This is a genomic window from Thermoanaerobacterium sp. R66 (assembly GCF_028895185.1).
GTDB lineage: Bacteria > Bacillota > Thermoanaerobacteria > Thermoanaerobacterales > Thermoanaerobacteraceae > Thermoanaerobacterium.
Genome location: NZ_JAEUWW010000001.1, coordinates 2,442,501 through 2,465,667, shown reverse-complemented (window position 1 = coordinate 2,465,667; position 23,167 = coordinate 2,442,501). Strand labels below are relative to the sequence as shown.

The 23,167-nt window shown below is 34.5% G+C and carries 24 protein-coding genes, 8 tRNA genes and 2 rRNA genes (1 of these 34 running past the window's edge); 5 read left to right on the top strand and 29 right to left on the bottom strand.

Annotated features, from left to right (window positions below):
* Nucleotides 1–80: 80 nt before the first annotated feature.
* Complete coding sequence (gene cwlD / locus JJQ93_RS12455; RefSeq protein WP_085113717.1) at nucleotides 81–755, bottom strand: N-acetylmuramoyl-L-alanine amidase CwlD; 675 nt, start codon at nucleotides 753–755, stop codon at nucleotides 81–83.
* A 120-nt stretch (nucleotides 756–875) separates the two neighbouring features.
* Here cwlD and JJQ93_RS12450 point away from each other — a divergent pair, with 120 nt between their 5' ends.
* Entirely contained in the window at nucleotides 876–1,751 is an 876-nt protein-coding gene (locus tag JJQ93_RS12450) for a LysM peptidoglycan-binding domain-containing protein (RefSeq protein WP_274893970.1), read from the top strand.
* Nucleotides 1,752–1,781: 30 nt separating this feature from the next.
* On the opposite strand, the gene trxB is transcribed toward JJQ93_RS12450, so the two are convergent.
* The gene (trxB, locus tag JJQ93_RS12445) at nucleotides 1,782–2,690 is read right to left on the bottom strand and encodes a thioredoxin-disulfide reductase (RefSeq protein WP_085113715.1); all 909 of its coding nucleotides are present in this window, start codon (nucleotides 2,688–2,690) and stop codon (nucleotides 1,782–1,784) included.
* A gap of 485 nt (nucleotides 2,691–3,175) precedes the next feature.
* Between trxB and JJQ93_RS12440 the strand changes: the two genes are divergently transcribed.
* Complete coding sequence (locus JJQ93_RS12440) at nucleotides 3,176–4,402, top strand: transposase (protein WP_274893969.1); 1,227 nt, start codon at nucleotides 3,176–3,178, stop codon at nucleotides 4,400–4,402.
* 192 nt (nucleotides 4,403–4,594) lie between these two features.
* Nucleotides 4,595–6,307 (top strand): IS1634 family transposase, encoded by a 1,713-nt coding sequence (locus JJQ93_RS12435; RefSeq protein ID WP_274893968.1) that lies wholly within the window; start codon nucleotides 4,595–4,597, stop codon nucleotides 6,305–6,307.
* A gap of 182 nt (nucleotides 6,308–6,489) precedes the next feature.
* Here the strand turns inward: JJQ93_RS12435 and JJQ93_RS12430 are convergent, their stop codons facing one another.
* The 7 genes from JJQ93_RS12430 to JJQ93_RS12400 form a co-directional block, all read right to left on the bottom strand.
* The gene (locus JJQ93_RS12430; RefSeq protein WP_274893967.1) at nucleotides 6,490–6,765 is read right to left on the bottom strand and encodes a spore coat protein; all 276 of its coding nucleotides are present in this window, start codon (nucleotides 6,763–6,765) and stop codon (nucleotides 6,490–6,492) included.
* Between the two features lie 12 nt (nucleotides 6,766–6,777).
* Nucleotides 6,778–6,981 (bottom strand): spore coat protein, encoded by a 204-nt coding sequence (locus JJQ93_RS12425; protein WP_206199063.1) that lies wholly within the window; start codon nucleotides 6,979–6,981, stop codon nucleotides 6,778–6,780.
* A 59-nt stretch (nucleotides 6,982–7,040) separates the two neighbouring features.
* Complete coding sequence (locus JJQ93_RS12420; RefSeq protein ID WP_085113712.1) at nucleotides 7,041–7,355, bottom strand: MazG-like family protein; 315 nt, start codon at nucleotides 7,353–7,355, stop codon at nucleotides 7,041–7,043.
* Between the two features lie 9 nt (nucleotides 7,356–7,364).
* Nucleotides 7,365–8,882, bottom strand: a complete 1,518-nt coding sequence (locus JJQ93_RS12415; RefSeq protein ID WP_350494264.1) for an FAD-dependent thymidylate synthase — start codon at nucleotides 8,880–8,882, stop codon at nucleotides 7,365–7,367.
* A 126-nt stretch (nucleotides 8,883–9,008) separates the two neighbouring features.
* Nucleotides 9,009–9,084 (bottom strand) — tRNA-Lys (locus JJQ93_RS12410).
* A gap of 4 nt (nucleotides 9,085–9,088) precedes the next feature.
* Nucleotides 9,089–9,173, bottom strand: a tRNA-Tyr gene (locus JJQ93_RS12405).
* Nucleotides 9,174–9,309: 136 nt separating this feature from the next.
* Nucleotides 9,310–10,491, bottom strand: a complete 1,182-nt coding sequence (locus JJQ93_RS12400) for an iron-containing alcohol dehydrogenase (RefSeq protein ID WP_274893964.1) — start codon at nucleotides 10,489–10,491, stop codon at nucleotides 9,310–9,312.
* Between the two features lie 239 nt (nucleotides 10,492–10,730).
* Here JJQ93_RS12400 and JJQ93_RS12395 point away from each other — a divergent pair.
* Nucleotides 10,731–10,803, top strand: a tRNA-Thr gene (locus tag JJQ93_RS12395).
* A 141-nt stretch (nucleotides 10,804–10,944) separates the two neighbouring features.
* On the opposite strand, the gene JJQ93_RS12390 is transcribed toward JJQ93_RS12395, so the two are convergent.
* The 6 genes from JJQ93_RS12390 to JJQ93_RS12365 all read right to left on the bottom strand — a co-directional run bounded on the left by JJQ93_RS12390 (nucleotide 10,945) and on the right by JJQ93_RS12365 (nucleotide 13,431).
* Nucleotides 10,945–12,150 (bottom strand): tyrosine-type recombinase/integrase, encoded by a 1,206-nt coding sequence (locus JJQ93_RS12390; RefSeq protein ID WP_274893963.1) that lies wholly within the window; start codon nucleotides 12,148–12,150, stop codon nucleotides 10,945–10,947.
* Between the two features lie 177 nt (nucleotides 12,151–12,327).
* Entirely contained in the window at nucleotides 12,328–12,582 is a 255-nt protein-coding gene (locus JJQ93_RS12385) for a CRISPR-associated protein Csx3 (protein ID WP_150201277.1), read from the bottom strand.
* Entirely contained in the window at nucleotides 12,579–12,884 is a 306-nt protein-coding gene (locus JJQ93_RS12380; RefSeq protein WP_274893962.1) for a hypothetical protein, read from the bottom strand. Before JJQ93_RS12380 ends, JJQ93_RS12385 begins: the two co-directional genes overlap by 4 nt.
* 1 nt (nucleotide 12,885) lies before the next feature.
* The gene (locus tag JJQ93_RS12375; RefSeq protein ID WP_094397469.1) at nucleotides 12,886–13,089 is read right to left on the bottom strand and encodes a hypothetical protein; all 204 of its coding nucleotides are present in this window, start codon (nucleotides 13,087–13,089) and stop codon (nucleotides 12,886–12,888) included.
* On the bottom strand, nucleotides 13,086–13,271 hold the full coding sequence (locus JJQ93_RS12370; RefSeq protein WP_274893961.1) for a hypothetical protein: 186 nt from the start codon (nucleotides 13,269–13,271) through the stop codon (nucleotides 13,086–13,088). Before JJQ93_RS12370 ends, JJQ93_RS12375 begins: the two co-directional genes overlap by 4 nt.
* Before the next feature lie 4 nt (nucleotides 13,272–13,275).
* Entirely contained in the window at nucleotides 13,276–13,431 is a 156-nt protein-coding gene (locus JJQ93_RS12365) for a hypothetical protein (protein ID WP_274893960.1), read from the bottom strand.
* 178 nt (nucleotides 13,432–13,609) lie between these two features.
* On the opposite strand from JJQ93_RS12365, the gene JJQ93_RS12360 reads away from it, so the two are divergent.
* Nucleotides 13,610–13,777, top strand: coding sequence for a helix-turn-helix domain-containing protein (locus tag JJQ93_RS12360; RefSeq protein ID WP_150201281.1), 168 nt, complete (start codon nucleotides 13,610–13,612; stop codon nucleotides 13,775–13,777).
* A gap of 1,391 nt (nucleotides 13,778–15,168) precedes the next feature.
* Here JJQ93_RS12360 and JJQ93_RS12355 read toward each other — a convergent pair.
* From JJQ93_RS12355 to JJQ93_RS12290, 14 genes are all read right to left on the bottom strand, one after another.
* Nucleotides 15,169–15,399 carry a hypothetical protein gene (locus JJQ93_RS12355; protein ID WP_274893959.1) on the bottom strand — a complete coding sequence of 77 codons (231 nt, stop codon included), beginning with the start codon at nucleotides 15,397–15,399 and terminating at the stop codon, nucleotides 15,169–15,171.
* Nucleotides 15,400–15,403: 4 nt separating this feature from the next.
* Nucleotides 15,404–16,012, bottom strand: a complete 609-nt coding sequence (locus JJQ93_RS12350; RefSeq protein ID WP_274893958.1) for a hypothetical protein — start codon at nucleotides 16,010–16,012, stop codon at nucleotides 15,404–15,406.
* A 6-nt stretch (nucleotides 16,013–16,018) separates the two neighbouring features.
* Nucleotides 16,019–16,432, bottom strand: coding sequence for a hypothetical protein (locus JJQ93_RS12345; RefSeq protein WP_274893957.1), 414 nt, complete (start codon nucleotides 16,430–16,432; stop codon nucleotides 16,019–16,021).
* A 251-nt stretch (nucleotides 16,433–16,683) separates the two neighbouring features.
* Complete coding sequence (locus tag JJQ93_RS12340; protein WP_274893956.1) at nucleotides 16,684–18,087, bottom strand: DUF3987 domain-containing protein; 1,404 nt, start codon at nucleotides 18,085–18,087, stop codon at nucleotides 16,684–16,686.
* Entirely contained in the window at nucleotides 18,054–18,713 is a 660-nt protein-coding gene (locus tag JJQ93_RS12335) for a CHC2 zinc finger domain-containing protein (RefSeq protein ID WP_274893955.1), read from the bottom strand. The genes JJQ93_RS12340 and JJQ93_RS12335 overlap by 34 nt, the downstream gene beginning before the upstream one ends.
* A gap of 195 nt (nucleotides 18,714–18,908) precedes the next feature.
* On the bottom strand, nucleotides 18,909–19,109 hold the full coding sequence (locus JJQ93_RS12330; protein WP_099253525.1) for a helix-turn-helix domain-containing protein: 201 nt from the start codon (nucleotides 19,107–19,109) through the stop codon (nucleotides 18,909–18,911).
* 108 nt (nucleotides 19,110–19,217) lie between these two features.
* Nucleotides 19,218–20,450: a hypothetical protein gene (locus tag JJQ93_RS12325; RefSeq protein ID WP_274893954.1), complete on the bottom strand. Its 1,233-nt coding sequence runs from the start codon at nucleotides 20,448–20,450 to the stop codon at nucleotides 19,218–19,220.
* 746 nt (nucleotides 20,451–21,196) lie between these two features.
* Nucleotides 21,197–21,269, bottom strand: a tRNA-Phe gene (locus JJQ93_RS12320).
* Nucleotides 21,270–21,294: 25 nt separating this feature from the next.
* Nucleotides 21,295–21,368 (bottom strand) — tRNA-Asp (locus tag JJQ93_RS12315).
* An 18-nt stretch (nucleotides 21,369–21,386) separates the two neighbouring features.
* Nucleotides 21,387–21,462 (bottom strand) — tRNA-Ile (locus JJQ93_RS12310).
* Nucleotides 21,463–21,470: 8 nt separating this feature from the next.
* Nucleotides 21,471–21,545: transfer RNA gene (locus JJQ93_RS12305), tRNA-Glu, on the bottom strand.
* A 6-nt stretch (nucleotides 21,546–21,551) separates the two neighbouring features.
* A tRNA-Asn gene (locus JJQ93_RS12300) sits at nucleotides 21,552–21,626 on the bottom strand.
* A gap of 7 nt (nucleotides 21,627–21,633) precedes the next feature.
* Nucleotides 21,634–21,742, bottom strand: a 5S ribosomal RNA gene (rrf, locus tag JJQ93_RS12295).
* Nucleotides 21,743–21,796: 54 nt separating this feature from the next.
* Nucleotides 21,797–23,167, bottom strand: a 23S ribosomal RNA gene (locus JJQ93_RS12290) (it continues 1,609 nt past the right edge of the window).

The following is a 23,167-nucleotide window of genomic DNA, read 5'->3' as shown; positions in this document are numbered from 1 at the left end:
TGTAATACATAAATATTTTGCCCAATTTATATGATTTCTTTACTTTAAGTATACAAAAAAAAGATCCCTTAAACAAGGACTCAAGATTTTTCTTTAAAATATCTATTTACACCTTTGTATATGGCCCATGCAATCTTATATTGATAGTTTTCATCATTTAAAAGCCTCTCTTCCTCAGGGTTAGACATAAAACCACACTCTATTATCACAGCAGGCATTTTTGCATGCCTCAAAATATAAAATGTACTTGTCTCTTTGGCCATTCGGTCATTGTTGGGATCTAACGTCTTTCTAAGCTCATCTTGTATCAGTTCCGCCAGAAGTTTGCCTTCTTTTGAATTTTTTTGATAAAAGACCTGCGCCCCTTTATACCTTGGATCGGGAAAACTATTTAGATGAATACTTAACATAATATCGCCTTTTACATCATTGCCAGCATGTACTCTATTTTTTAAATCCTTCATTATGTCCTTATCCGACAATGTATCATCTTCTCTCGTCATAAGCGTTATCCCACCGCTTTCTTCTATTAAGTCTTTAAGCTTTGACGCTATTTTAAGGTTTAGTTTATCTTCGTCTTCTCCATATTTGCCGGGCTTACCCGGATCACTTCCTCCGTGACCAGCATCGATTATAACGATCTTATTCATCAAAGGAATTTGATTTACTGTCTCAACAGTTTTGCTTAAAAAACTCAATAGAGCAATAAACATTAAAGCTATGACGATAAAGAAAAAATATCTATACCGTTTCATCTGAATTTCTCCTCCACTTTTATTAAAAAGCCACAATATAAAATATTCAAATATAGGTGCAACTATGTCACCATAAACTTCAAAATACATATTATGAATAGGGAAAGGAGGAGTATAAATATGGTTACATTGGAATTTACGTATGTCGTAAAGTCCGGAGATACTTTATTCTCAATTGCAAAAAAGTTTAATACTTCTGTAGAAGCCATTATTTCGAGAAACAACATCGTCAATCCATCGCTTATATATCCTGGCCAAACATTGATAGTGCCAGTTACCGGAGTCTATTATACGGTCATGCCTGGAAATACAATTTATCTAATAGGCCAGAAATTTGGCGTTCCTTATGAATCGATTATATATGTAAATAACATACTTTACCCATACACAATTTATCCAGGACAAATGCTTTTTATACCAAATGGAAACATTCCTATGCAGTCAGCACCTGAAACGTCTTATGCTTATAACACTTATACGGGATCATTCGGTGAAATGCACAACATACCGGCAGCGCCAATGTACAACATGCCATGTCCAACAAATTACATCGTTCAGCCTGGCGACACATTATGGAGCATAGCAAACAAATTCGGCGTTTCTCTTGATGAAATATTAAGAGTCAACTATTTTATGGACCCTAATATGATTTATCCAGGTCAGACTGTCGTCATACCGTGTCTATCCAAGACATCTCCTACTATGCCTTATAATCCACCGTTTGAACATCATAAAGAAGGCAGAATGGTGTACGTTGTAAAGCCTGGCGATACACTTTACAATATTGCTGCAAGATTCAATACTACAGTCGATGCAATATTAAGAGCTAACCCTGACATTCAAAATCCTTCCCTCATATACCCTGGACAGAGAATAATAATACCTACCTTGAAAGAGTCTGAAATCAGCAACGACACCAAAACGCAAAGCGATAACGATGAAACCAAAGAAAGTGAAAAGAAAGACGATAAAAAAGAAGACGACAGTCAAGAATAGAAAAAGCCATCCATTAATGGATGGCTTTTTTTAAAGGCTATCTATATACTTTTCAGCTACATAAGCAGCAATAGCACCATCTGCCGTTGCTGTCACTACCTGCCTCAATGTCTTTTTCCTAACATCTCCTGCAGCAAAAACACCTGGAATATTCGTCTTCATATCTTCATCGGTTATTATGTAACCATACTCATCTGTATCAACAATACCTTTTACTAATTCTGAATTTGGGCTTAATCCTATAGCTATAAATACACCATCAACTTTTAGTGTGGTTTCTTCATTCGTCTTCACATTTTTTAAGACTAATCCTTCGACACCATATTCTCCTTGTATGTCTTTTACAACAGTGTCCCAGATAAATTCTATCTTAGGATTTGCAAAAGCTCTATCTTGAAGAGTCTTAGAAGCCCTTAATTTATCTCTCCTGTGAATTACATATACCTTCTTGGCAAATTTTGTAAGGTAGTTTGAATCCTCCATTGCTGTATCGCCACCACCTACAACGGCAACCACTTGATCCTTATAAAATGCCCCATCACATGTAGCACAATATGAAACACCTGAGCCTCTGAATTTTCTCTCTTTATCAAATCCTAACTCTTTAGGTGTAGCACCTGTTGCTATTATAATCGCTTTTGCCTCATAAGTCTTCTTGTTGGTGGTGACTTTTTTTACGCTGCCTGTGATGTCTAACCCGACGACTTCCTCATTGTAAATCTGCAGTCCATATCTTTTTGCTTGTGATTCCATTTTGTTTATAAGATCAGGACCGCTAATTCCGTCAAATCCCGGGTAATTCTCTATTTCGTATGTGGTCACTATCTGCCCTCCCACATACATTTGCTCTATCATTACAGTATCTAATTTAGATCTGCAAGCATAGAGACCTGCTGCAAGTCCCGCTGGGCCACCACCCAGTATAATCAGATCGTACATACAATAATCACTCCTTTAAACAATACAATAATGGAAGTAGTATTTCACTACTTCCATTATTGTACCACATTTTTTTTCTTTTTACATAACACCCGCTGGTTGTCTAAATTTATTTTTTGCTTCTTGTATGTCTTGCATCTGTGCTGGTTTTCCCTAGTTTTGCAGCAAAATTTTATGTAGCGTAACCCGGAACCAGCAATTTTACTAACGATTCCGGGTAAAATTTTTTTAAATTTTTGTCATATTTTGGTTGCGGATTATTATGAATTGTGGTATAATATAGTTATATTGAATTTTATCAGAGATTTCGCATCTAATAATTTTTAGAACCATAAATCAACTGATTTATATAGTTTAACGAAGTGTAACTAGAAATATGATATTTTCCGTTTTTTACTGGAAATTGAAAGAAAAAAATTGCAAAATAAAAGCATCCTTTCTATAATATGTTTTGTCACAAACCAAATAGAAAGGATGCTGATAAAATGAACAAAAGTTGTTTTAAACAAATGCTTATCTACTTCTCTAAGATATACCATCTTGGAGAAAAAATCAATACCCTAAAAGATAAAAGAGCAAAATCTTCAGTAAAAATTTCAACAATTACCTTTGTAGTATTATTTGGATTTATGCTTCAAATAAGGAGTTTTAATAGGTTGGAACATTGGCTTAAAAAAGGTAAATTTAAAAAAGTATTACCTAAAAAGACTAAAATTCCTCGTATTGACACTATTAGGCGTGTTTTAAGTAATTTTGATTTAGATGGCTTAAATGAACTTAATAATAGTATAATCAAGACAAGTACAAAAAATAAGGTTTTTAGAAAAGGAACTATAGATGGACTAAAAGTTGTTGCAATAGATGGTGTAGAGTTATTTGAAAGCACTAATAAGTGCTGTGATAATTGTCTTACACGAGTCCAAAAGGACGGGATTACTCATTACTTTCATAGGTCAGTAATATGTGCAACTGTAGGTTCTGATCCACATCTTATCATAGGTCAGGAAATGCTTGAACCTAAAAGAGATGCTTCAGATAAAGACGAAGGAGAAATTACAGCAGGCAAGCGTTTAATTAAGAAATTGCATAAAGAATTTCATCATTTTGCAGACATCATAGTAGCTGATGCATTATATTGTAAATCTACTTGGATTAAAGAAGTTTTATCAATAGGGATGGATGCAGTAGTAAGAGTTAAAGACGAAAGATTAAATATAGTTAAAGATGCTCTTGGTTTATTCAAGTGTCGAAAAGCAGATAAAGAATGGAGTGTTAAGAAAAAAAGTAACAATTATATTAAAATTAAAGCCTGGGACGAAGACAATTTTCAAATGCCTAATTCCGACATAGAAGTAAGGTTTATAAAATTTATAGAAGAGATACATAGCTCAGGCAAAGTAGAAATAAAAGAATCATGGATAGAAACTCTATGGAAAATAATACATAAAAGATGGGAAATTGAAAACAATGCTTTTCATCAATTAAAAACAGAATGGCATTTAAATCACTGTTTTCTGCACAGTCCTGAAGGTGTAGAAACCGTGTTAATGTTTATAATAATAGCATTTAATTTAATGCAATTATATTTTTTCAGATGTATAAGAAATTTTAGGGAAAAGCATATGCTTCAGATAGATATTATTGAAGATATAAAAGATGAGATATTTATCATAGAAACTGGATGGAGTAATCCACTGTTTGTGAAGACATAATTTGAAACAAAACTGGAAATTCATTATTAAGATTTGTGGGGTAAGGGGGAGGTGCAACTATTTTTAGCATCCAAATGAATTTGTTATTGCCATATATTCAACTAGATGTAAAAAATAAAAATTATTGTAAAAACAATTTTTTTACTGGAATTTTAATGCAAAATCTCTGGAATTTTATTGAGGGAGTTTAATGTGTATTTAAAGAAAAGCAAACGTAGTTCCGGAAGAATATACTTATCTATTGCAGATGGATATCGCGATAAAGAAAGAGGGCATACAAGGACTGTTACTATTAAATCCCTTGGATACCTCGATGAACTTCAAAAACAATACGATGATCCTATCGCTTTTTTTGAACAAAAGGTTAAAGAATTGAATGAACAAAAAGCCATGAAAAAGACTCCAATTGTCCTTAGTTTTTCTCCTGATGAAAAACTATTAATTAATACGAATAATCGTAAAAACTTTGGCTATGCTGCATTTAGTAAAGTTTATCATGAGCTTGAATTGGATAAGTTTTTAAAAAACAGGCAACGTCATTCAAAAGAAGAGTATGATGCTAATGCTATTATGAAGCTTCTCGTATTTTCACGCTTATTGTATCCTGCTTCAAAGAAAAAGACTTATGAGAATAGAGATATATTCTTTGAGAAATTCGATTTTTCTTTGGATGATATCTACAGGTGTTTATCTTTTTTCAACAAGCATAGTGATGCTTTGCAACTTTGGATTCATGAGCACATTAAATCTTTATATGAACGAAATACTAATCTGGTTTATTATGATGTTACTAACTATTATTTTGAAATTGATGAACAAGATGAATTGCGCAGAAAAGGCGTTTCTAAAGAACACAGGCCAGATCCAATTGTGCAGATGGGACTATTTATGGACACCAATGGTATACCTATTACATATAAACTTTTTCCTGGCAATGCTCTAGATAAAACTACACTTATGCCTATGTTAAGGAAAATACAACATGATTATTCTTTAGGAAGAATTATAGTTGTTGCTGATAAAGGTATCATTACTGGCGATAACATTTGGTATACTTTATCTGCGGGTAATGGTTATGTATTTAGCTATTCTGTTCGTTGTGCTGATAAGGAATTTAAGAAATATGTCCTTGACGAAAATGGATATACATACAGAGGAGATAGCTTCAAGATAAAATCCAGACTTTATCCAAGAGAAATATTAGTAACCACCACTAAAGGCAAAAAAATGAAAAAGGCAGTTGATGAAAAACAGGTTATTTTCTATAGTGAAGAGTATGCCTTAAAAGCAAAATATGAACGAGCTGCTACAATAGAGAAAGCAAAAGACCTAATTAAAAATCCAGCAAAATACAATAGAGCTACATCATACGGTGCTTCAAAATATGTAAAGAATCTCATTTTTGATGAAGAGACTGGTGAAATATTAGAAAGTGCTCGTCAGCATTTAACATTTGATGAAGAAAGGCTAAAAGAAGAAGAAAAATTTGATGGATACTATGCAATAGTTACAAGCGAATACAAAGAATCTGATGACAAAATTATTGAAATGTACCGTGGCCTTTGGAAAATAGAAGAATCTTTTAAAATAACTAAAAGTGATATCGAAAGCAGACCGGTGTATTTATCACTAAAAGAGCATATTGATGCTCATTTTCTGATATGCTTTATATCACTTGTAATTGTAAGAATACTTGAAAATAGATTAAAGGGGAAATATTCTGTTTCAGCTATACTTGAAAGTTTAGCAAAGTCATCCTGCAGTTACATACAAGAAAATTATTATCTATTTGATTTTAATAATGATGTTCTTGAAGATATAGGTAAAGAATTAGGTATTGATTTTGGGAAAAAGATTATGACATTAGGAGAGATTAAAAAAATTTTAGGGAAAGTAAAAAAATGACATTTCCACTACAACTTTTAGACAAAAACAGAAAGCCCGAAAGCCTTCATTTTAAAGGGCTTATGGGCTTTTTTTATCCTTTTTTGCTGCAAAAGTCAGGATACAATAATCACTCCTTTAAACAATACAATAATGGAAGTAGTATTTCACTACTTCCATTATTGTACCACATTTTTTTCTTTTTACATAACACCCGCTAGTTGTCTAAATTTATTTTTTGCTTCTTGTATGTCTTGCATCTGTGCTGGTTTTACTGAATACCAGCCTCTCTGGCTTATGGCGTTCCACACTTGCTTTTGTTCTTCAAACGTAGAATTTAATGCATTGATAAAATCCCTCTTGAGGTTTTCATTGGCTGCTTCTGTCGCAGCATGTGAAAGCACCTCTATGGCAAGTTTGTAATCTCCTAAGACGCCCATCATTATATCTTTATCCGTCATGCCTGTATTACCCATCATATGTATCCCTCCTTATCCTAAATTTCTTGCTATAGAATTAAAACTATTTTGACACCTGTCGGCCAAATTTTGACACAATGCCTTTAACTGTTGATCTTTAAGCCTTGAAGCGCTGTCATTTAAGCATTTAACCATGTGTTCTTGAAGCGAAAGCACATCATCAATGTACATCAACTCTTTACTGGAAATTTGTTGCAACTTGATTCCTCCTTTCATGATCGTTCAAATTTAATATGTGCACATGAAAAAAAAATATACGGCATTGCCGTATAATATTACTTTATATATCCTTTTTTCTTCAATTTTTCAATGTGTTCTTTAAGCTTCTCATCTATGTTTATGTTGTACTGGTCTTCTAAGACAAACATCATCGATACTGCCACTTGTGCCACATCCAAAAGCTCTTCAGATATTTTCTCAGCCACATCCTTGTTTGACATTTTTACTCTTTCCCCATTAAGACCCCTAAACTTTCCTATAGCTTGTGCCAGCTCTCCTGCCTCCTCCATAAGTTTCAAAGCCGTCGACTCCAAAGAAGGTTTTAAATTATTTAACTTAGGCAAACTAATTGCTTTGTATTCGGTCTCCATTTAACCACCTCACGACTGTTTTCTTCGCGCCAGAAATTCTACCACTTCCGGTGTCGCTTCTTTTATTAAATCAAGCATTTTAAATGAAATGTTCCTTATATCCCATTGAGCCTCGTGCGTGCATCTTAAATTAGCATAGTGATCAAAAGCCCACAAATCTGTATCCATCAAAACAATCCGCCTATGAGCATTTGTAACCACATATGAGCTTGTTTCTGGTAATTTTTCATGTAGCTCCAAATATAATTTTTCAGCTTCATCAATCGCTCTCTTTAATACATCTGTACACCCAGCTTTTTCAATATTTGGAGGCACTGTATACCCGTTCTCTATAGTTGGCTTATAAGCATTAAAATTAATCATCCTATGCCTCAATAGTTGATGCCACGCAGCTTCACTTAATCTTAACTGAAATTTGTACCTTACAGATCTAAAAGGCTCTATAAGATGATCAAACTGATCTATCTTAGAAGAAGCTGATTTCACAATGTTTGCTTTCTCTTCCTTTCCCAACTTCATAACCAAATTTTTAATGCTTTCCACTGGTTTCCCTGTGTAAGAGAAAATAATATGCATAGTCAATATATCAAGAAAAGTCATATCACCGCTTTTGCCTGTGTAATCAATCAACTCAACATCTGAATCCACGGAAACATCCTCTAAATCATACCCATTGACTAAATATTCCATCTCTTTATTTACAGTCAATTGGTATTTAGATGGGCTCAAATGCCTCATCATGCTCGGAGCAATTTTTTCTGCTTCGTCAATTATATTTCTTGCCAATATTTCTGCTTCTTTTGTGCCATGGGATTGCAATTTTCTGACTATATCTTGCAAATCAAGGGCATTTAACGCCACAGCAAAGCTGGTCTTTGCGGACAGCAGCAAAGCATATCTTGCATCCTCAAAAGCTATCTTACTTATCCTTCCAATATACGCTTTATCGCTTTCATGTTTATTTTTCTCAACAGTTAACTTCAAATAATCAGTGAGTTTACTTATTAGCATCTCATATACGTCAAAAGATACATTCCATACTTTTATAAATTTCTCTTTTAACTCCGGATAATTTTCAAGCTCCGGAGGTATTACAAATCTATCCCTATTCGGCCTTTGATATCTCTGGCTCCACTCTATGTAAGACGGTCTTTTATTCATCAATTCTATATCGCCAGACAAAAATCTTGAAGTGTCTTCTATACACAAGTGCATCAAATTCTGCTCTGCTATAGACGAATGGCCGAACTTTTCCACCCATTTTTCATGAAAAGCTTTTGCCTTCTGCATTGCCTCATCAAGTGGAATATCTGGTGTCGTTAAAAAATCACTTATATCAAGATCTCCTGATGTCAATGATTCTAATATGTTTAGCCTCCAACTGGTGTCTTTTCTGCTTACTTTTGAATTAATAGGAGGTATTATAAATTCTGGCAGTGAATGTATAAAATAAACAGGCCCATATAAATTCGTAACGAACTTTTTTAATAAGTTTTCTTCAGCCTCAGTCAACTTTCTCATTAACATTTTAAAACTCCTCTCGAACTTTATCATATATAAATTATATCGTAAAATAGTGAAATTTGTAACACTAAAAATAAAATAAAGGAGCTTCAAAGCTCCTCTCATCCCATATCTTCTTAAAAATAAAAATGGTGACCCATCCGCGATTCGAACGCGGGACACCCTGCTTAAAAGGCAGGTGCTCTGCCGACTGAGCTAATGGGTCACAATGGTGGAGGGAGATGGATTCGAACCATCGAAGGCAATGCCAACAGATTTACAGTCTGCCCCCTTTAGCCACTTGGGTATCCCTCCATGATTATCTGCTAATTTCAGCAGCGACTTTTTTATTTTATAATAAATACAACATATTGTCAAGTATAGATAGGAAATTATCTCTTTAATAAGAGCAAAAAGCCGCTTATCACTCTAAACGGCTTTTCACCATTATTTAGAAACAATTTTTGTATATGGATACTACCTCATCTAACGATAGCTTGTATGGATCCACATTAAACAAGCCGCCCATTGTATCCATAGCATTTTTCCCTAATTTTGTAGCTTCATCCTTAGTTACTCCAAAGCTTGACAGATTTAGATCTTCCATTCCTATATTTCTAATCAATTTTTTAAGACCATTTATAAAACACATGGCTTGTTCTTCTATAGTACCTCCAACTATCTCCTCACCCATTGCTTTTGCTATATCTACAAACCTTTCAGGGGCTTTTGAAGCCATGAAGCTAAAATAAGACACCGAAAGCATTATAAGTCCAGCACCATGCGGTATCTCTGGATGGTATGCACTTAAAGCGTGTTCTAACGAATGATGTGAAATACATGATGACAATGATTCTACTATACCTGCGGCAGTACTTGCCCATGCCAATGCAGTACGAGCCTCCATATTATTGCCATCTTCCACAGCTTTCGGAAGATTCTCGGTAATAAGGCTTATGGATTGAAGCGCTAAAACATCGCTTCCTGGCTGATTGACAGTCGCCAAATATCCTTCTACAGAGTGGAAAAATGCATCCATACCTTGATAAGCAGTAAATTTCGGTGGAATTGATACCATCAATTCAGGATCAACGATGGAAAGTGTAGGATATGTATACTTACATCCAAATCCAATCTTCTCATTTGTCTCTGTCTTTGTCACAACAGCCCACGGATCAGACTCTGTGCCAGTACCTGCCGTCGTAGGAATAGCAACTATAGGCAATGCACCATATTTAACTTCCATGCCTTTTCCGCTGCCACCAGAAACATAATCCCAATAATCACCCGGATTCTTAGCCATTACAGCTATTGCTTTTGATGAATCTATTGTGCTACCGCCTCCTAATCCTATGACAAAATCGCATCCATTGTCCTTTGCTACTTTTGCCCCTTCCGCAACATGCTCTGCAATTGGATTAGGTAATATCTTATCATAGACGATGTAATCGACCCCATTTTGTTTTAAGTAATTAACAACTCTATCCAAATAACCATGCCTTCTCATAGAATTGCCGCTGCCTATAACCAGCAAAGCTTTCTTACCTGGCAATTTAACAGTAGCCAGCTTTTCCAGTGTACCCGGTCCAAAAATAATTTCTGTTGGCATAAAATAAGTAAAATTAGTTTTCATATATATAGACCCCCTCTGACTTTTAATTCATTTATAATTATCCTAACTTCTATTATGATACTTTAAATTTTAAAAGTCAAGAAATTAGACATTTTTTATTAGCCAATAATAATTATTTATTTTATATCAATATCCATTCATTAGACTTTAATTTTGATGGTTACCCAATCTATATTTCCATTTATCAAAATAGATACTTGATAAAAATCAATTTTCATGATATATTATATTAGTGTGGTGCTGGCATAGCTCAGTCGGTAGAGCAGTTGATTCGTAATCAACAGGTCAAGGGTTCAAGTCCCTTTGCCAGCTCTGGATTTTAGGATTTTAAAATAAAAAAAGTGCTTAAAAAGTGCTTAAAAAAATAAAAATGTAAAAGTGCTAATGCAAAAATAAGGGGGTATCCGCTAAAAGACGGATACCATTTTTATTTCTGTTCTTTAAATGGTATGCTTAAAATAGTATATCTTTTAATTTTTTTGTTGCACTTTCTTGCATGTCTGGCAGTACATGTGAATAAATATCTAGCGTTATTGCAACATTAGCATGTCCTAATCTTTCGCTTACTACTTTTGGATTTTCGCCTGCCATTAATAGTAATGTTGCACATGTATGCCTTAAGTCATAAAGCCTTATATCTGGCAATCCTGCTTCTTTTAGAAGTGGCTTAAAATATCTGTGGTTGATATTTGCAAGGTCAAGCGGTTTTCCCGTCTCTGTTGCAAATACTAATCCATAATCGATATATACTTCTGGATTGTTTAATTTTTCTTCCCATTCTTCAGGTTCAAATTTATTTTTGTCCTCGTCATAATTTAATGTTTCTTTCGCCATAAGCTTTTCTTCTAACTGGTTTTTCCTATGTTCTTTAAGGTCTTTCATAATTTCAGGCGGTAACGGGATCGTTCTTCTTCCGTGTTTTGTCTTTGGCTCTTTTAATTCCCATGTCTTTCCTACACGGGATAATGTTCTTTGAATTATAATTCTGTTACCTTTCCAATCTATATCATCCCATTTAAGTCCTAATGCTTCGCTTGGTCTCATGCCACTTGTGAGTAATAATTCAAACAACACGCCAAATCGATTATAAACGCATGCTTCTAAAAACTTTTTGGCTTGTTCTGGCGTCAGCACTTTCATTTCTTCTTGTGTACGCTTTGGTAAAGTTAAGCCATCGCATGGATTACGATTTAACATTTGCCACTTAATCGCTTGATCTAAAGCCTGTTTTAAAATTGTATGGGCATAAATTACTATGCGGGATTTTAAACCATTTTCGGTCATTTTATTGTACATGTCTTGAATAATCATAGGCGTTAATTTCGATATTACATAGTTGCCAATATAAGGCTTAATGTATATTTCTATTACTTTCTTATAACTATCATATGTTTTTAATGCTATTGAAGGCTTCTTTATTTCGATCCACTTATCAAGATAATCTTTAAGCAATATTTTATCTTCTTTTATAAATTCGCCAGTATCTAACTCACGCAATTTTTGCGTTAAATATTTTTGTGCATCTCCTTTTTTCCCATGTATAGTCTTATTATGATATTGCGGTATTCCTCTATCATTTACACCTATGCAAACTCTAACCAAATAAGTACCATTCCCTTTATCAATTATTTGACCTCTTTGCCCTTTTTGTCTTGCCATAATAAAATCCTCCTTTAAGCATTTTTTAAGCATTTTAATAATTTTATTGGCTAAATATAAGCCTTTAAGGCACTTTTTTATTGATATTTTGTCAATTTTGCTAGTCCTTAAAAAGAATAGGGATTTATAATCCCATTAGAAGACTAATCGCTTTTAAAACTGTAGTTTTCTGTAGCTTTATCTTGGATTGTGGTCGAATATCATCACCTTTCCCGTTACTGGACTATCATAATATAGGCTTCTTGCCAATCCGTGCAAAGTATGTGCCACCTTAAGATATAGCCATACAGGTGCTTGTCCTGTTAATGTTACATCTTCGGCATATGGCGTGCTTTCACCTGTTACCATTTCTACAACTTTACTGCAATAGTTATCTAATTCATCAAGCTTTGCAGTCTCTTCATAAAGATCCTTAAGATTAATTGTTATCATTCTTCTTCCTCCATTTCATCAATCTTTTCTGCTTCTTCAGGGAAATATTTTTCTAAAAGTTCATCATTTCTTGCCTGTAGGATCTGTTGCAATGCTTCTTCGTCTGATATTATCTCTGCATAATCTCTTTCGCCTTGCCAGTCTGACCCATGTATTAATACAAACCTTCCATCCTTAAGCCTTGTTAGTCCTAAATGCCTTCCTGTTCCTCTGCACCAATTGTGCCCATCCCATAGGTCAAGATTGTTATTGTACTTTACCCTCGCCACTATGCTTTCACCGTCATAAACTGGTACTTTCATTTTAAACATCTCCTTTTGATATATTTATTACTTCAATGTCTTTGGCATATATAACATTGAAGTTATTATATTTATGGCTTGCCTTAATGTAAGCCATTATTGGCTCTTTTACTTCTTCTAATGCGCCATTACCAACAACCAAAATATCATTTTTGTGTGTAAAGATATAAACCATTTCGCCATCATCTGTATATAATGTCTTCATCTTATACCCTCCAATCTATGTTCTAATGCCCATTTCCCTTTAAAGCCTGTCATGTCTAAAATCTGTTTCAATGCTTTATAAATTTCATCAAGCTTTGCTACATCATCTATGCAATTAATTTTTTCCTGTATTCCTAGCAAACTGTATCGTATCAACTGCTTATAAACTTGTTCTTTACTCATTGTTTCACCTCCTAACATGTATAACATTTGATGTGCATTTGCCATTTTTTATATTTTGCAATATCTGTAATGCCTGCTTATGAATTTCTCTATCCTTTTCGCTTGTGTCATGGTCTAATTGCCATTTTAAGGCTTCAATTTGCCTATCTATTTTATTCATTCATAACATCTCCTTGAATATGTAATAATATATATTTATGTATAATAAAATATATTTATCTATAAACAAATATAATCGTGTATTATTGAAATGTCAATAGGTATTTTGAATTTTTGTATTAAATATCTTTGTAAATAGTTATATCCTGTGGTATTATAATATACATGGAGGGATATTCATGGATAAATTCTATACTGTTCAAGAAGTCGCTGAAATGTTTAAGGTTAATATCCATACTGTTTACCGCTGGATAAAAGAAGGTCGTCTTAATGCTGTTAAAGTAGGTGATCTAGTTCGCATTACTGAAAGCGAATTGAATAAATTCATTGATAGTTATAAAAAGTAATATATTTTTATGTATATCATTATATTTTATTATATATTATTATACAAAATGATTATTTCGTATAATTAGACTTTCATTTCCCTGTAAGGCTGATATGTCAAGGCTTTACAGGTTTTTAAATGTCTAGTTTTGTCTAGTAGGATAATAATACTTTGTTAAATTTTTAACCGCATATATAATTCAACCAACGGATTTTCACGTTAGTTATCGCCCTTTAGAGGGAATAAACCTCAACTTTCCTCAAGTTGATGATAATTGAAAACTTGCTTGCTTTAATGTAGGTTTTTGTAGGTTTTTCCGATAAACCTAATCTTTAATATCGATTCTAATGCTAAAAGTATATAGCTAGAAGGCATATAAACGCCATTAAAATCTTCAAAGGTATATTTATATGTCCTGCTGTTTATATGCCCCTTCTAGGTCGTCTAAAACCGCCTTTTTGTCTAAAAGTACTCGCAAAATACTAGTTTTGATCTTAGCATTTCTTAGCATTTTGCCCCGAAAAAATACTCGTTCCAATTGATGTTAGCATTTGTTAGCATTAGCACTACACCGTCGCATATAATTCATTCTGGGGTATTTGAAGCCCTGCTCGCCGGTCTCAAATGTTATGCGTTCTATGTTATGACGGGGGGTATTGCATTTTATTTCGGGAATTTTTTTAAAGCGAAACTGCGCTCGCCGGTCGCTATGTGTCATCTCAAACTTTTTGATATGCCTATATGGTATGATCTTTGCTTTGTATGCAACATTATTGTCTTCCTAGCAAATAATTTTGCTCTGTTTCTGCTCTTGCTTTGTTCTCTTTGCATGAAACATTATTGCCTTTGTAATTAGCTTCTAATCGTTGAAATAATAGGCTTTCATTGCTTTTAAAAGATCGTTATTTTGTTTCATTTTGTTGCATCAAAAATGTTACTGTATTGTGACTATTTTGTTACTCTTGTTACGCTTCGATCCCTTTTAGGCTGTTAGTATTTTTATACTAGCAGTTAAAACACAAGTTTTCACAAGTTTTAGGCATTGCAAATATGCAATACCTTTTTTACCGTCAGAAAAGTCAGATTACACACTTTATAACCGCTAATAAGCCTTAAAGCCTTGTATATCAAGCTTTTCAGCATTTTAAAAAGTCTCTGCTTTGTGAAATTTTGTGAAGTTTTGTCTAGTTTTTGTCTCCCTTTTGTCTCCTTTTTGTCTCTTTTAGGACTCCGAAATCTATGGATAAATGTTAATCTAGATGTTCAACTTTAGTCACTGTGGTTAAAGTTGAACAACTTTTAAATAGCAAAATGCCTTGAAGGCTTGATACATCTATGTTTCAAGACTTATCAAACCTCAATTTTTTCTGCATTTTTTGACTTTTTTAGGCGTCAGAAAAGTCAGATATTTTAATCTGTCTTACTTTTGTCTCTTTTTTTAGCATCTAAAAAGTCAATATCTGCGTTAAACTCGTCCATTAGCTTTTTAAATTCTTCTTCATCAAATTTAAAGTGTTCATCAAACCACTTTTCATCAACCATGTCTTTTAAAACATCAAAATCATCATCTGATAGTTTTTCAATCTCTTCAAATATCCTTTTTACTTCTTCGCTTGGTACTGCCTTTTTCTTTTTTGCCATACTTTTACCTCACTTTCACATTATCGTTTTTAATGATCTTAAATGGCTTTTGCTCTTTAATCGGCATTGTTTTTCCTGTTTCACCATCATATAAAAACTTCTTGCCTTTATCGTCTGTATAAACTTTATAGGTCTTAATTCCCATCATGTCAGCAAATTCTTCCGCAATTGAAGGCTGTCCTTCCATCTGTCTTAAATGGCTCATAGTTAATAACATCTTTACAACAAATTCGTGAATATCGTCATTTACATATTCCCATAAGAAGTCCAACATCTTATCCCCTATAGGTGTATCAAGGTCAAGTGTTTTTAAATAATCCGTTGTATAGAAGTAATCTTTCATACCAAATTTATATCCTTTATAGTCTTTTTTTATCGGGAATATATTAATAAACTCCTTTGGCGTTATTGTCGACATCATATCAATTATTGAATTTATCAGCTTAAAGTTATATATTAAATCTTCATCTAGGTTCTCATCTCTCATTGCATTAATCATCTTAACGCCATAAAATATAGCCTTTTTTATAATAGGTAATGTGTCTTGACCTATTTGATATGCCTTTAAGGTATTAACATAAGCTTTTTTATATATTGCAAAACTTGCATTCATTATAAATCACTCCTTCTTTACTACATAGGCGTTTAATTCTTGATCCCAATAGATAGAATTTATATCTACTTCATACTTTTCCGATAGCTTCTTTGCTTCTCTATAGCTTTCTACGATCTCATCTATCACATTTTCAAATTCTGCCATGCCATCATAAAGAAGTGTCATGTCTTTAGTTTTAAAGGATCGATTTACCTTATCCATAGCTTCATCATGCTTTTTATTAAGTGGCTTATTGTGATCTTCTATCCATGTAATGCCATAAGTACCAACACCTTTATGCTTTTCTTCTATCTCGTGTAACTTATCTTGAATATATTTAAAAGCCTTTTCTTCGTCCCATTGGTTTAGCTCTTTGTATTTTTTCTTTATCTTGTCTACTATGCTGTCATGTTCCCAATAACTTTTATGTTGTTCCACTATCATAGCCCCCTTTTAATTTTTATAAAAATATATCTGCGAAATTAGGGAAAAAAGCGAAATAATAGATATATAGCGGTTTTCAAGTCTGTTTTATATTGTGAATTAAGTGCGAAAAAATGATTAAAAGATAAAAGGCAATTTAATTAAAGCATGTAAATATTCAACAAAAAATAATTCAAAAACTTTTTTTCGCATATATTGCGCAATTTTTTAATCGCTTCAAATCCGCTTGTAAACTGCTTTTTCGCCTAATTCGCTTTTTTCACAACTATACTCCATATTTTTTTTGCTCTGCCTTTTGTAGCCTGTTTATCACAAATTATCTTATGTTCTTTTGATAATTCCCCTAATGCCTTTGAAATTATTTCTGCATTTACATGCCTTTGAAATATTTCGCTGTTTATTTCTGTCTGTGACATTGGTCTTTTTTTAAGACCTTCCAATATCTTTATCTTAATAGGATCTTCTTCTTCATCATCTCCAAAAAAATATTCTACTGATTGCTTACATCTTTCCCATATAGCCAACGCCGATATAATATGCTCTGGTCGTATCTCTTTTGATTTATCTAATACCGCATATAGCATTGATAGCCTTAAAGTCTGTGCTTCTGCACGTCCTAAAACTTTGCCGATTATTCCCTTTTTAGCCTGTCTTAAATCTTTATATGCTTCCGCCCATATAGCTTCAGCTTCATTATTACGTTTAAATTTCCGCTCTTCTTGTTTTAAATGCCTTACCCAATCCAAAACATCATTCACTTTTAAAACTAGATCGTTATATATTGCATCTGGTATTTCTGGACCTTCTGGTAAAAGCTTATTGCTCTGGATACAAACAAATAAAAATCGATTTGCAAACCCGTTAAATAGGTCTACATCTGCAAGGTATCTATCTAATTCTTCAGGCGTTATATGCCCAATAATGCTAATATGTGGTTCTGTAGCTTTTATAGCATTATTTTTTTGAAGTCCTTGAAGGTTTTTCCCATCCCATGCTTGCCTTATAGCTGGTGATAGTGTGTTACCTTCTCTTTGCATTACACGTAAAACACTTGCAAATTCGCCTTCAACCACCATTAGCCTTTTATCTTCTACTCCTTCATCTACCAATACTGTTTCTATTTCATGTGTTTTTTTATTCATTTCTTTTTTATATATTGGATCTCTGACATGGTATGCTAAACCTTCACCGCTTACTAATCCGCTTTTATTGCAGTTTTTTGCCCATTGAGGATCAATTCTATTAAATAATTCAAATATTGGATCCCATGATGTACCTTTACGACCTGTAGAAGTATCCCCGATTAACAGTGCATCAAAGTTTAAGCAATGCTTTGTTTTATTTACCATAGTATAAACTTGACGTCCTACTACATTTCCAAATGCTATTAAAAAATTCACCAATAATGCGCTTTTGTCTGCTTCTGTATATGGTTCAATGGCTCTTACTACTTCACCCGCTATTCCTCTATATGCTTCTTCTTTAAAATCGTCAGGCCATGGTACTGCTTCCTTCTGTAATTCTTCTTGCGTATCATTTTCTTCTTGCTTGTCTTTTTCTTTCTTTAGATCGTCTGATAATATGCCATCTTTTTCAGCTTCTTCTAATAATGCCATCATCTCATTTTCTTTTTCTTCTCTTGTCGCCATTTTTTAACCTCCTTGATAACGTCAAGCTGTTCCTTTAATGATCCATTCCTTAATGTGTCAATCCAATATTCAATCAGGTCTTGATATTTGCAAGCTTCAACAAATGCTTCTAAATTCATATCGTCAGGTTCTTCAACTAATGATTTTATCTTCGTATATGCTTGAAATAGCTTGCAAAGATAATCATACGTTTCGTCATATTTGCTCTTAAAATTCTTAAGTAGCCTATTAAATTTTTGCCTTTTAATAGTATTCTTCTGGATCTCCTTATTAGACTTAATCCCCGATAGGTGTATACCAAAGTCATAAGATAGCTTTTCAACTGCTTCTAATGGTGTGATATTAAAATACCTTGCTGTAAAATCTATTACATCACCATGTGCTTGGCAACCATAGCAATGATAGGCTTCATCATAAATTGCCATAGAAGGATTTTTGTCGGCATGAAACGGACATAATATCCAATAACGTGAGCCTTTCTTTATAGGATTAAGCCCATAGTATTCAATCGCCTGTAGAAGTGAAATCTCTGCTTTGACTGTTTTGAATTTGTCGGCTACAATGTTATTAGAATAATTATATCCGTCCTTTGCCATAGATTTTTCTATGGCTTTATTATTACCCATCATTAACACCTTCGCTTAAAAAATCGTTAGCTAGCTTATGACTTTTGGCATTAGAATTGATTTTTGAAGGTCTGTGACCTAGCCTATAAGGATATAAAGGACATGTCGTTATCGGACATTCCTTTACCTCTTTAGGCTGGTCGTTACTGCATTGTAGGCATTTCTTCCTAATAGCCTTAATAGGTGTTAGCATTTTTAAGCCTCCTTCTTCCAACCGCCATCAAATGCTTTGCCGCCATTGTCAATCCATTCTTGTAATTTGTCGGGATCTACTCTTAATTGGCGTCCTATACGGACTATTGGAATAATGCCTTCTCTTGCCAATGCGTATACTCTGTCCTCCTTTAAGTCAAGTATTCTTGCTACCTCTGGCAATCTTAATAGTTTTTTATCCATAATAAAAACACCTCCTATGCTCATAATAAAACATAGAAGGTGTTCAAAAAACGCAAATTCTTTAATTCATATACAATTTACCGGTAAATTCTATATGTTTTATAAAATTTACCCCTTTTTAGGTCTTCCTCCTTTGCTTGTTGGTCTTGGTTTTAATCCTACTAAATCACCAATTCCCTCAATTGCATTAGTAACACTTTGTCTTGTAACGTGATATTCTCTAGCTATTTTTTCTTTCGACCAACCTTGCACTTGGTATCTAACAAACCATTCAAAATGACTATCCTCATCTTTTTCTTTGCCGGGAACAAAGTCATTATCTTTAAAAAAATCTTCTATTTCTTTTTTATATATTTCTTTATATTGTGTATATAATTCATCAATCTTTTCTTCAAATTTATCCCATGTTTCTTTTCTTGGATCCCAAGCCATCTGTGGTTTCATTGCTACATTTAATTTTTTCTTTGTTTTATCATTATCTTTTATAAAATCTTGTAATATTTTACTAAAATAAGTTTCCATTGTCTGGCTTTGCGTAACATATTTTTTTAATCTATTTATTAAAAAATCATACCTGTTTGATATATAAAAAAGTTTATAAAAGTTTGTATTATCTTTAAAAGAAATATCCGGTATAAATACAAATGGATATATTTCATCCATATCAACTAATCCTAGTTTTTTATAATCTGAATAACAGTCATCAAACACTAACCCTCTTGACAAGCTTATATAGTTTGTATTTTCTCTCTTTTTAATAATTTCAATGGGAATATTTATTTCATAACAAACTTCATCAATAATTCTATAACCATATTTAACGCCAATAGTTTTTAATATAGCTAATATGGCTACATCTGCATAAAAACTATTAACATTATTTAAATTATATTTTTCTACCCAATGATATAAACTTTCAGCAAATTTATACATTGCCGGTCTAGTCGTATCATTCATAAGTAAAATATAATACATGCTATATACGGTGTAATCATTAAATATTTTTTTACTAGATAATATTTTCTTTTCAAGCAAAACCTCTTTATTATGTATTGAATTATCAAAAAACTTTTTAAAATCTTCTTCGTTTAATTGTTGCAATCTCTTTAAATGTTTAAATAATTTTTTTTTGTTTTTTACTTTTTCTAATATAGCTTCCTTATTTTTTGCAACCTCTTCATCAAGTAATTTGGCAATTGGGTATAAATCATCAATTGCTTCTGGTGCTAATATTTCAATATTATATAAAAATTGCAATATAGCTTTGTATCTGTAATAAGATGTAACTGTGGGAGTATTTTTCTCTACATCATCATTTCTCCTATAAAGTGGCTCTATCATAATATATTATCCCCCTTGCTTCCCCTGCAAGGTTAGGATATAATGTTTATGGTGTTTAGACATGATCCTTGACCTTGCAAGGATTATTTTTTTTTATATCTTAAACTATTTCAATACATATTATAGCATATATTTACATTTCAAGGTTATAAAACATTATTAAATAGTTTAAAAACCTTAAGTTTTACTAACTTCAATATGCTCTGTGAATTTTTGTACACATAGCTAGATCAAACATCTATTTTTCGTATACCTAATACGGGTACAATCAATTTTTAGTGCTTAAAAAGTGCTTAAACTTAAAAAAACTTAATAAATTTCAAGTAATTTAACAAAATATTACAAGTGCTTAAAATCCAGTTGTAATACGTCTTGAAGACACTTAAGTAATATCAAAAACAATCGCAAAATATGACAATTTTCGGATTCGTAATCAACAGGTCAAGGGTTCAAGTCCCTTTGCCAGCTCTGGATTTTGTAGGATTTAAGGGTATCGAGATTTTATCGATGCCCTTTTTGTATGCGAAATATTTGCGAAACTAAGAAATCATTAGCAACAAGCTTCATAAATGAATTTGTAACTCAAAGAAAGAAATAAGAAAATGCGAATAAAAATAATCTGTATTTGATATAAAAGATTGAAAAAACAAAAAATCCTTTATAAAGAATTTCATTCTTTAAATATGCTAATGTTAGTTGCAAAAAAAAGAGCTTCAGTATTTATGCTGAAACTCTTTTTTTACTAATGCCTCGAAGTGGAATCGAACCACTGACACAGGGATTTTCAGTCCCTTGCTCTACCGACTGAGCTATCGAGGCGTATTAAAATTATGTATAATAATGACGACCCAAAAGGGGCTCGAACCCTCGACCTCCAGCGTGACAGGCTGGCGCTCTAACCAACTGAGCTATTGGGCCGCAATATCTATTAACTTATGGTGGGCCTTCAGGGACTCGAACCCCGGACCAATCGGTTATGAGCCGACCGCTCTACCAACTGAGCTAAAGGCCCTCAATTTATGGTGACCCCGACGGGATTCGAACCCATGTTACCGCCGTGAAAGGGCGATGTCTTAACCACTTGACCACGGGGCCACGTATTGGCTCCTCAGGTAGGGCTCGAACCTACAACCTACCGGTTAACAGCCGGTTGCTCCACCATTGAGCTACTGAGGAATATATTATCCGGCAGCGACCTACTCTCCCGAGTAATCAGTACCATCGGCGCTGGAGGGCTTCACTTCCGTGTTCGGTATGGGAACGGGTTTTTAACCTCCGCTATTGCCACCGGAAATCTTTCGTTCATTTTCTTCTAAATGAACTTTGAATACTGCACAATGCTTCTTTTGGTCAAGTCCTCGACTTATTAGTACCGGTCAGCTTAAAGTATTTCTACTCTTACACCTCCGGCCTATCTACCTCGTCTTCTTCAAGGTGTCTTACTCTGGCACTCAACTCTACCTACTGTAATCTTTTCTTCTTTCAGCAAGTATAGTTGAGTGCCAGATGGGAAATCTTATCTTGAGGTGGGTTTCACGCTTAGATGCTTTCAGCGTTTATCCCTTCCAAACTTGGCTACCCAGCTGTGCGTACGGCTACGCAACTGGTACACCATCGGTTTGTCCACCCCGGTCCTCTCGTACTAAGGGCAGATCCTCTCAAATTTCCTGCGCCCGCGACGGATAGGGACCGAACTGTCTCACGACGTTCTGAACCCAGCTCGCGTACCGCTTTAATGGGCGAACAGCCCAACCCTTGGGACCTACTTCAGCCCCAGGATGCGATGAGCCGACATCGAGGTGCCAAACCTCCCCGTCGATGTGGACTCTTGGGGGAGATCAGCCTGTTATCCCCAGGGTAGCTTTTATCCGTTGAGCGACGGCAATCCCATTCTCTACCGCCGGATCACTAAGCCCGACTTTCGTCCCTGCTCGAATTGTCTTTCTCGCAGTTAGGCTACCTTCTGCCTTTGCACTCTTTCGCGCGATTTCCTTCCGCGCTGAGGTAACCTTTGGACGCCTCCGTTACTTTTTAGGAGGCGACCGCCCCAGTCAAACTGCCCGCCTGTCAGTGTCCATATGCCGGTTTACGGCTCCTATGTTAGAATTTCGGTAATATCAGGGTGGTATCCCAACGTCGGCTCCATATAGGCTGGCGCCCATATTTCTCCGCCTCCCACCTATCCTGTACAGATATTACTAAAATTCAGTGACAAGCTGCAGTAAAGCTCCATGGGGTCTTTCTGTCCTGTCGCGGGTAACTCGCATCTTCACGAGTACTACAATTTCACCGGGTCCCCCTTCAAGACAGCGCCCAAGTCGTTACGCCTTTCGTGCAGGTCGGAACTTACCCGACAAGGAATTTCGCTACCTTAGGACCGTTATAGTTACGGCCGCCGTTTACTGGGGCTTAAGTTCAGAGCTTTGGATTTTCTCCTGACCCTTCCCCTTAACCTTCCAGCACCGGGCAGGCGTCAGCTCCTATACTTCGTCTTTCGACTTAGCAGAAACCTGTGTTTTTGGTAAACAGTCGCTTGGGCCTCTTCTCTGCGGCCTTTCGGCACTCCTTCTCCCGAAGTTACGGAGTCTTTTTGCCGAGTTCCTTAATGAGGGTTCTCCCGCTCGTCTTTGGATTCTCTCCTCGCCTACCTGTGTCGGTTTGTGGTACGGGCACCTCATCCTCGATAGCAACTTTTCTTGGCAGCCCCTTCGAAACTT

Excerpts from the sequence above, each read along its gene's own strand:
- JJQ93_RS12440 (WP_274893969.1), top strand. The coding sequence starts at position 3,176 with ATGAACAAAAGTTGTTTTAAACAAATGCTTATCTACTTCTCTAAGATA.
- JJQ93_RS12450 (WP_274893970.1), top strand. The coding sequence starts at position 876 with ATGGTTACATTGGAATTTACGTATGTCGTAAAGTCCGGAGATACTTTA.
- JJQ93_RS12350 (WP_274893958.1), bottom strand. The coding sequence starts at position 16,012 with ATGAATGCAAGTTTTGCAATATATAAAAAAGCTTATGTTAATACCTTA.
- JJQ93_RS12425 (WP_206199063.1), bottom strand. The coding sequence starts at position 6,981 with ATGAAAGGAGGAATCAAGTTGCAACAAATTTCCAGTAAAGAGTTGATG.
- JJQ93_RS12380 (WP_274893962.1), bottom strand. The coding sequence starts at position 12,884 with ATGAAAGTACCAGTTTATGACGGTGAAAGCATAGTGGCGAGGGTAAAG.
- trxB (WP_085113715.1), bottom strand. The coding sequence starts at position 2,690 with ATGTACGATCTGATTATACTGGGTGGTGGCCCAGCGGGACTTGCAGCA.
- JJQ93_RS12400 (WP_274893964.1), bottom strand. The coding sequence starts at position 10,491 with ATGAAAACTAATTTTACTTATTTTATGCCAACAGAAATTATTTTTGGA.
- JJQ93_RS12325 (WP_274893954.1), bottom strand. The coding sequence starts at position 20,450 with ATGATAGAGCCACTTTATAGGAGAAATGATGATGTAGAGAAAAATACT.
- JJQ93_RS12365 (WP_274893960.1), bottom strand. The coding sequence starts at position 13,431 with ATGAATAAAATAGATAGGCAAATTGAAGCCTTAAAATGGCAATTAGAC.
- JJQ93_RS12370 (WP_274893961.1), bottom strand. The coding sequence starts at position 13,271 with ATGAGTAAAGAACAAGTTTATAAGCAGTTGATACGATACAGTTTGCTA.
- JJQ93_RS12415 (WP_350494264.1), bottom strand. The coding sequence starts at position 8,882 with ATGTTAATGAGAAAGTTGACTGAGGCTGAAGAAAACTTATTAAAAAAG.
- cwlD (WP_085113717.1), bottom strand. The coding sequence starts at position 755 with ATGAAACGGTATAGATATTTTTTCTTTATCGTCATAGCTTTAATGTTT.
- JJQ93_RS12335 (WP_274893955.1), bottom strand. The coding sequence starts at position 18,713 with ATGGGTAATAATAAAGCCATAGAAAAATCTATGGCAAAGGACGGATAT.
- JJQ93_RS12420 (WP_085113712.1), bottom strand. The coding sequence starts at position 7,355 with ATGGAGACCGAATACAAAGCAATTAGTTTGCCTAAGTTAAATAATTTA.
- JJQ93_RS12340 (WP_274893956.1), bottom strand. The coding sequence starts at position 18,087 with ATGGCGACAAGAGAAGAAAAAGAAAATGAGATGATGGCATTATTAGAA.
- JJQ93_RS12330 (WP_099253525.1), bottom strand. The coding sequence starts at position 19,109 with ATGGATAAAAAACTATTAAGATTGCCAGAGGTAGCAAGAATACTTGAC.
- JJQ93_RS12375 (WP_094397469.1), bottom strand. The coding sequence starts at position 13,089 with ATGAAGACATTATATACAGATGATGGCGAAATGGTTTATATCTTTACA.
- JJQ93_RS12355 (WP_274893959.1), bottom strand. The coding sequence starts at position 15,399 with ATGGCAAAAAAGAAAAAGGCAGTACCAAGCGAAGAAGTAAAAAGGATA.
- JJQ93_RS12430 (WP_274893967.1), bottom strand. The coding sequence starts at position 6,765 with ATGATGGGTAATACAGGCATGACGGATAAAGATATAATGATGGGCGTC.
- JJQ93_RS12390 (WP_274893963.1), bottom strand. The coding sequence starts at position 12,150 with ATGGCAAGACAAAAAGGGCAAAGAGGTCAAATAATTGATAAAGGGAAT.
- JJQ93_RS12385 (WP_150201277.1), bottom strand. The coding sequence starts at position 12,582 with ATGATAACAATTAATCTTAAGGATCTTTATGAAGAGACTGCAAAGCTT.
- JJQ93_RS12360 (WP_150201281.1), top strand. The coding sequence starts at position 13,610 with ATGGATAAATTCTATACTGTTCAAGAAGTCGCTGAAATGTTTAAGGTT.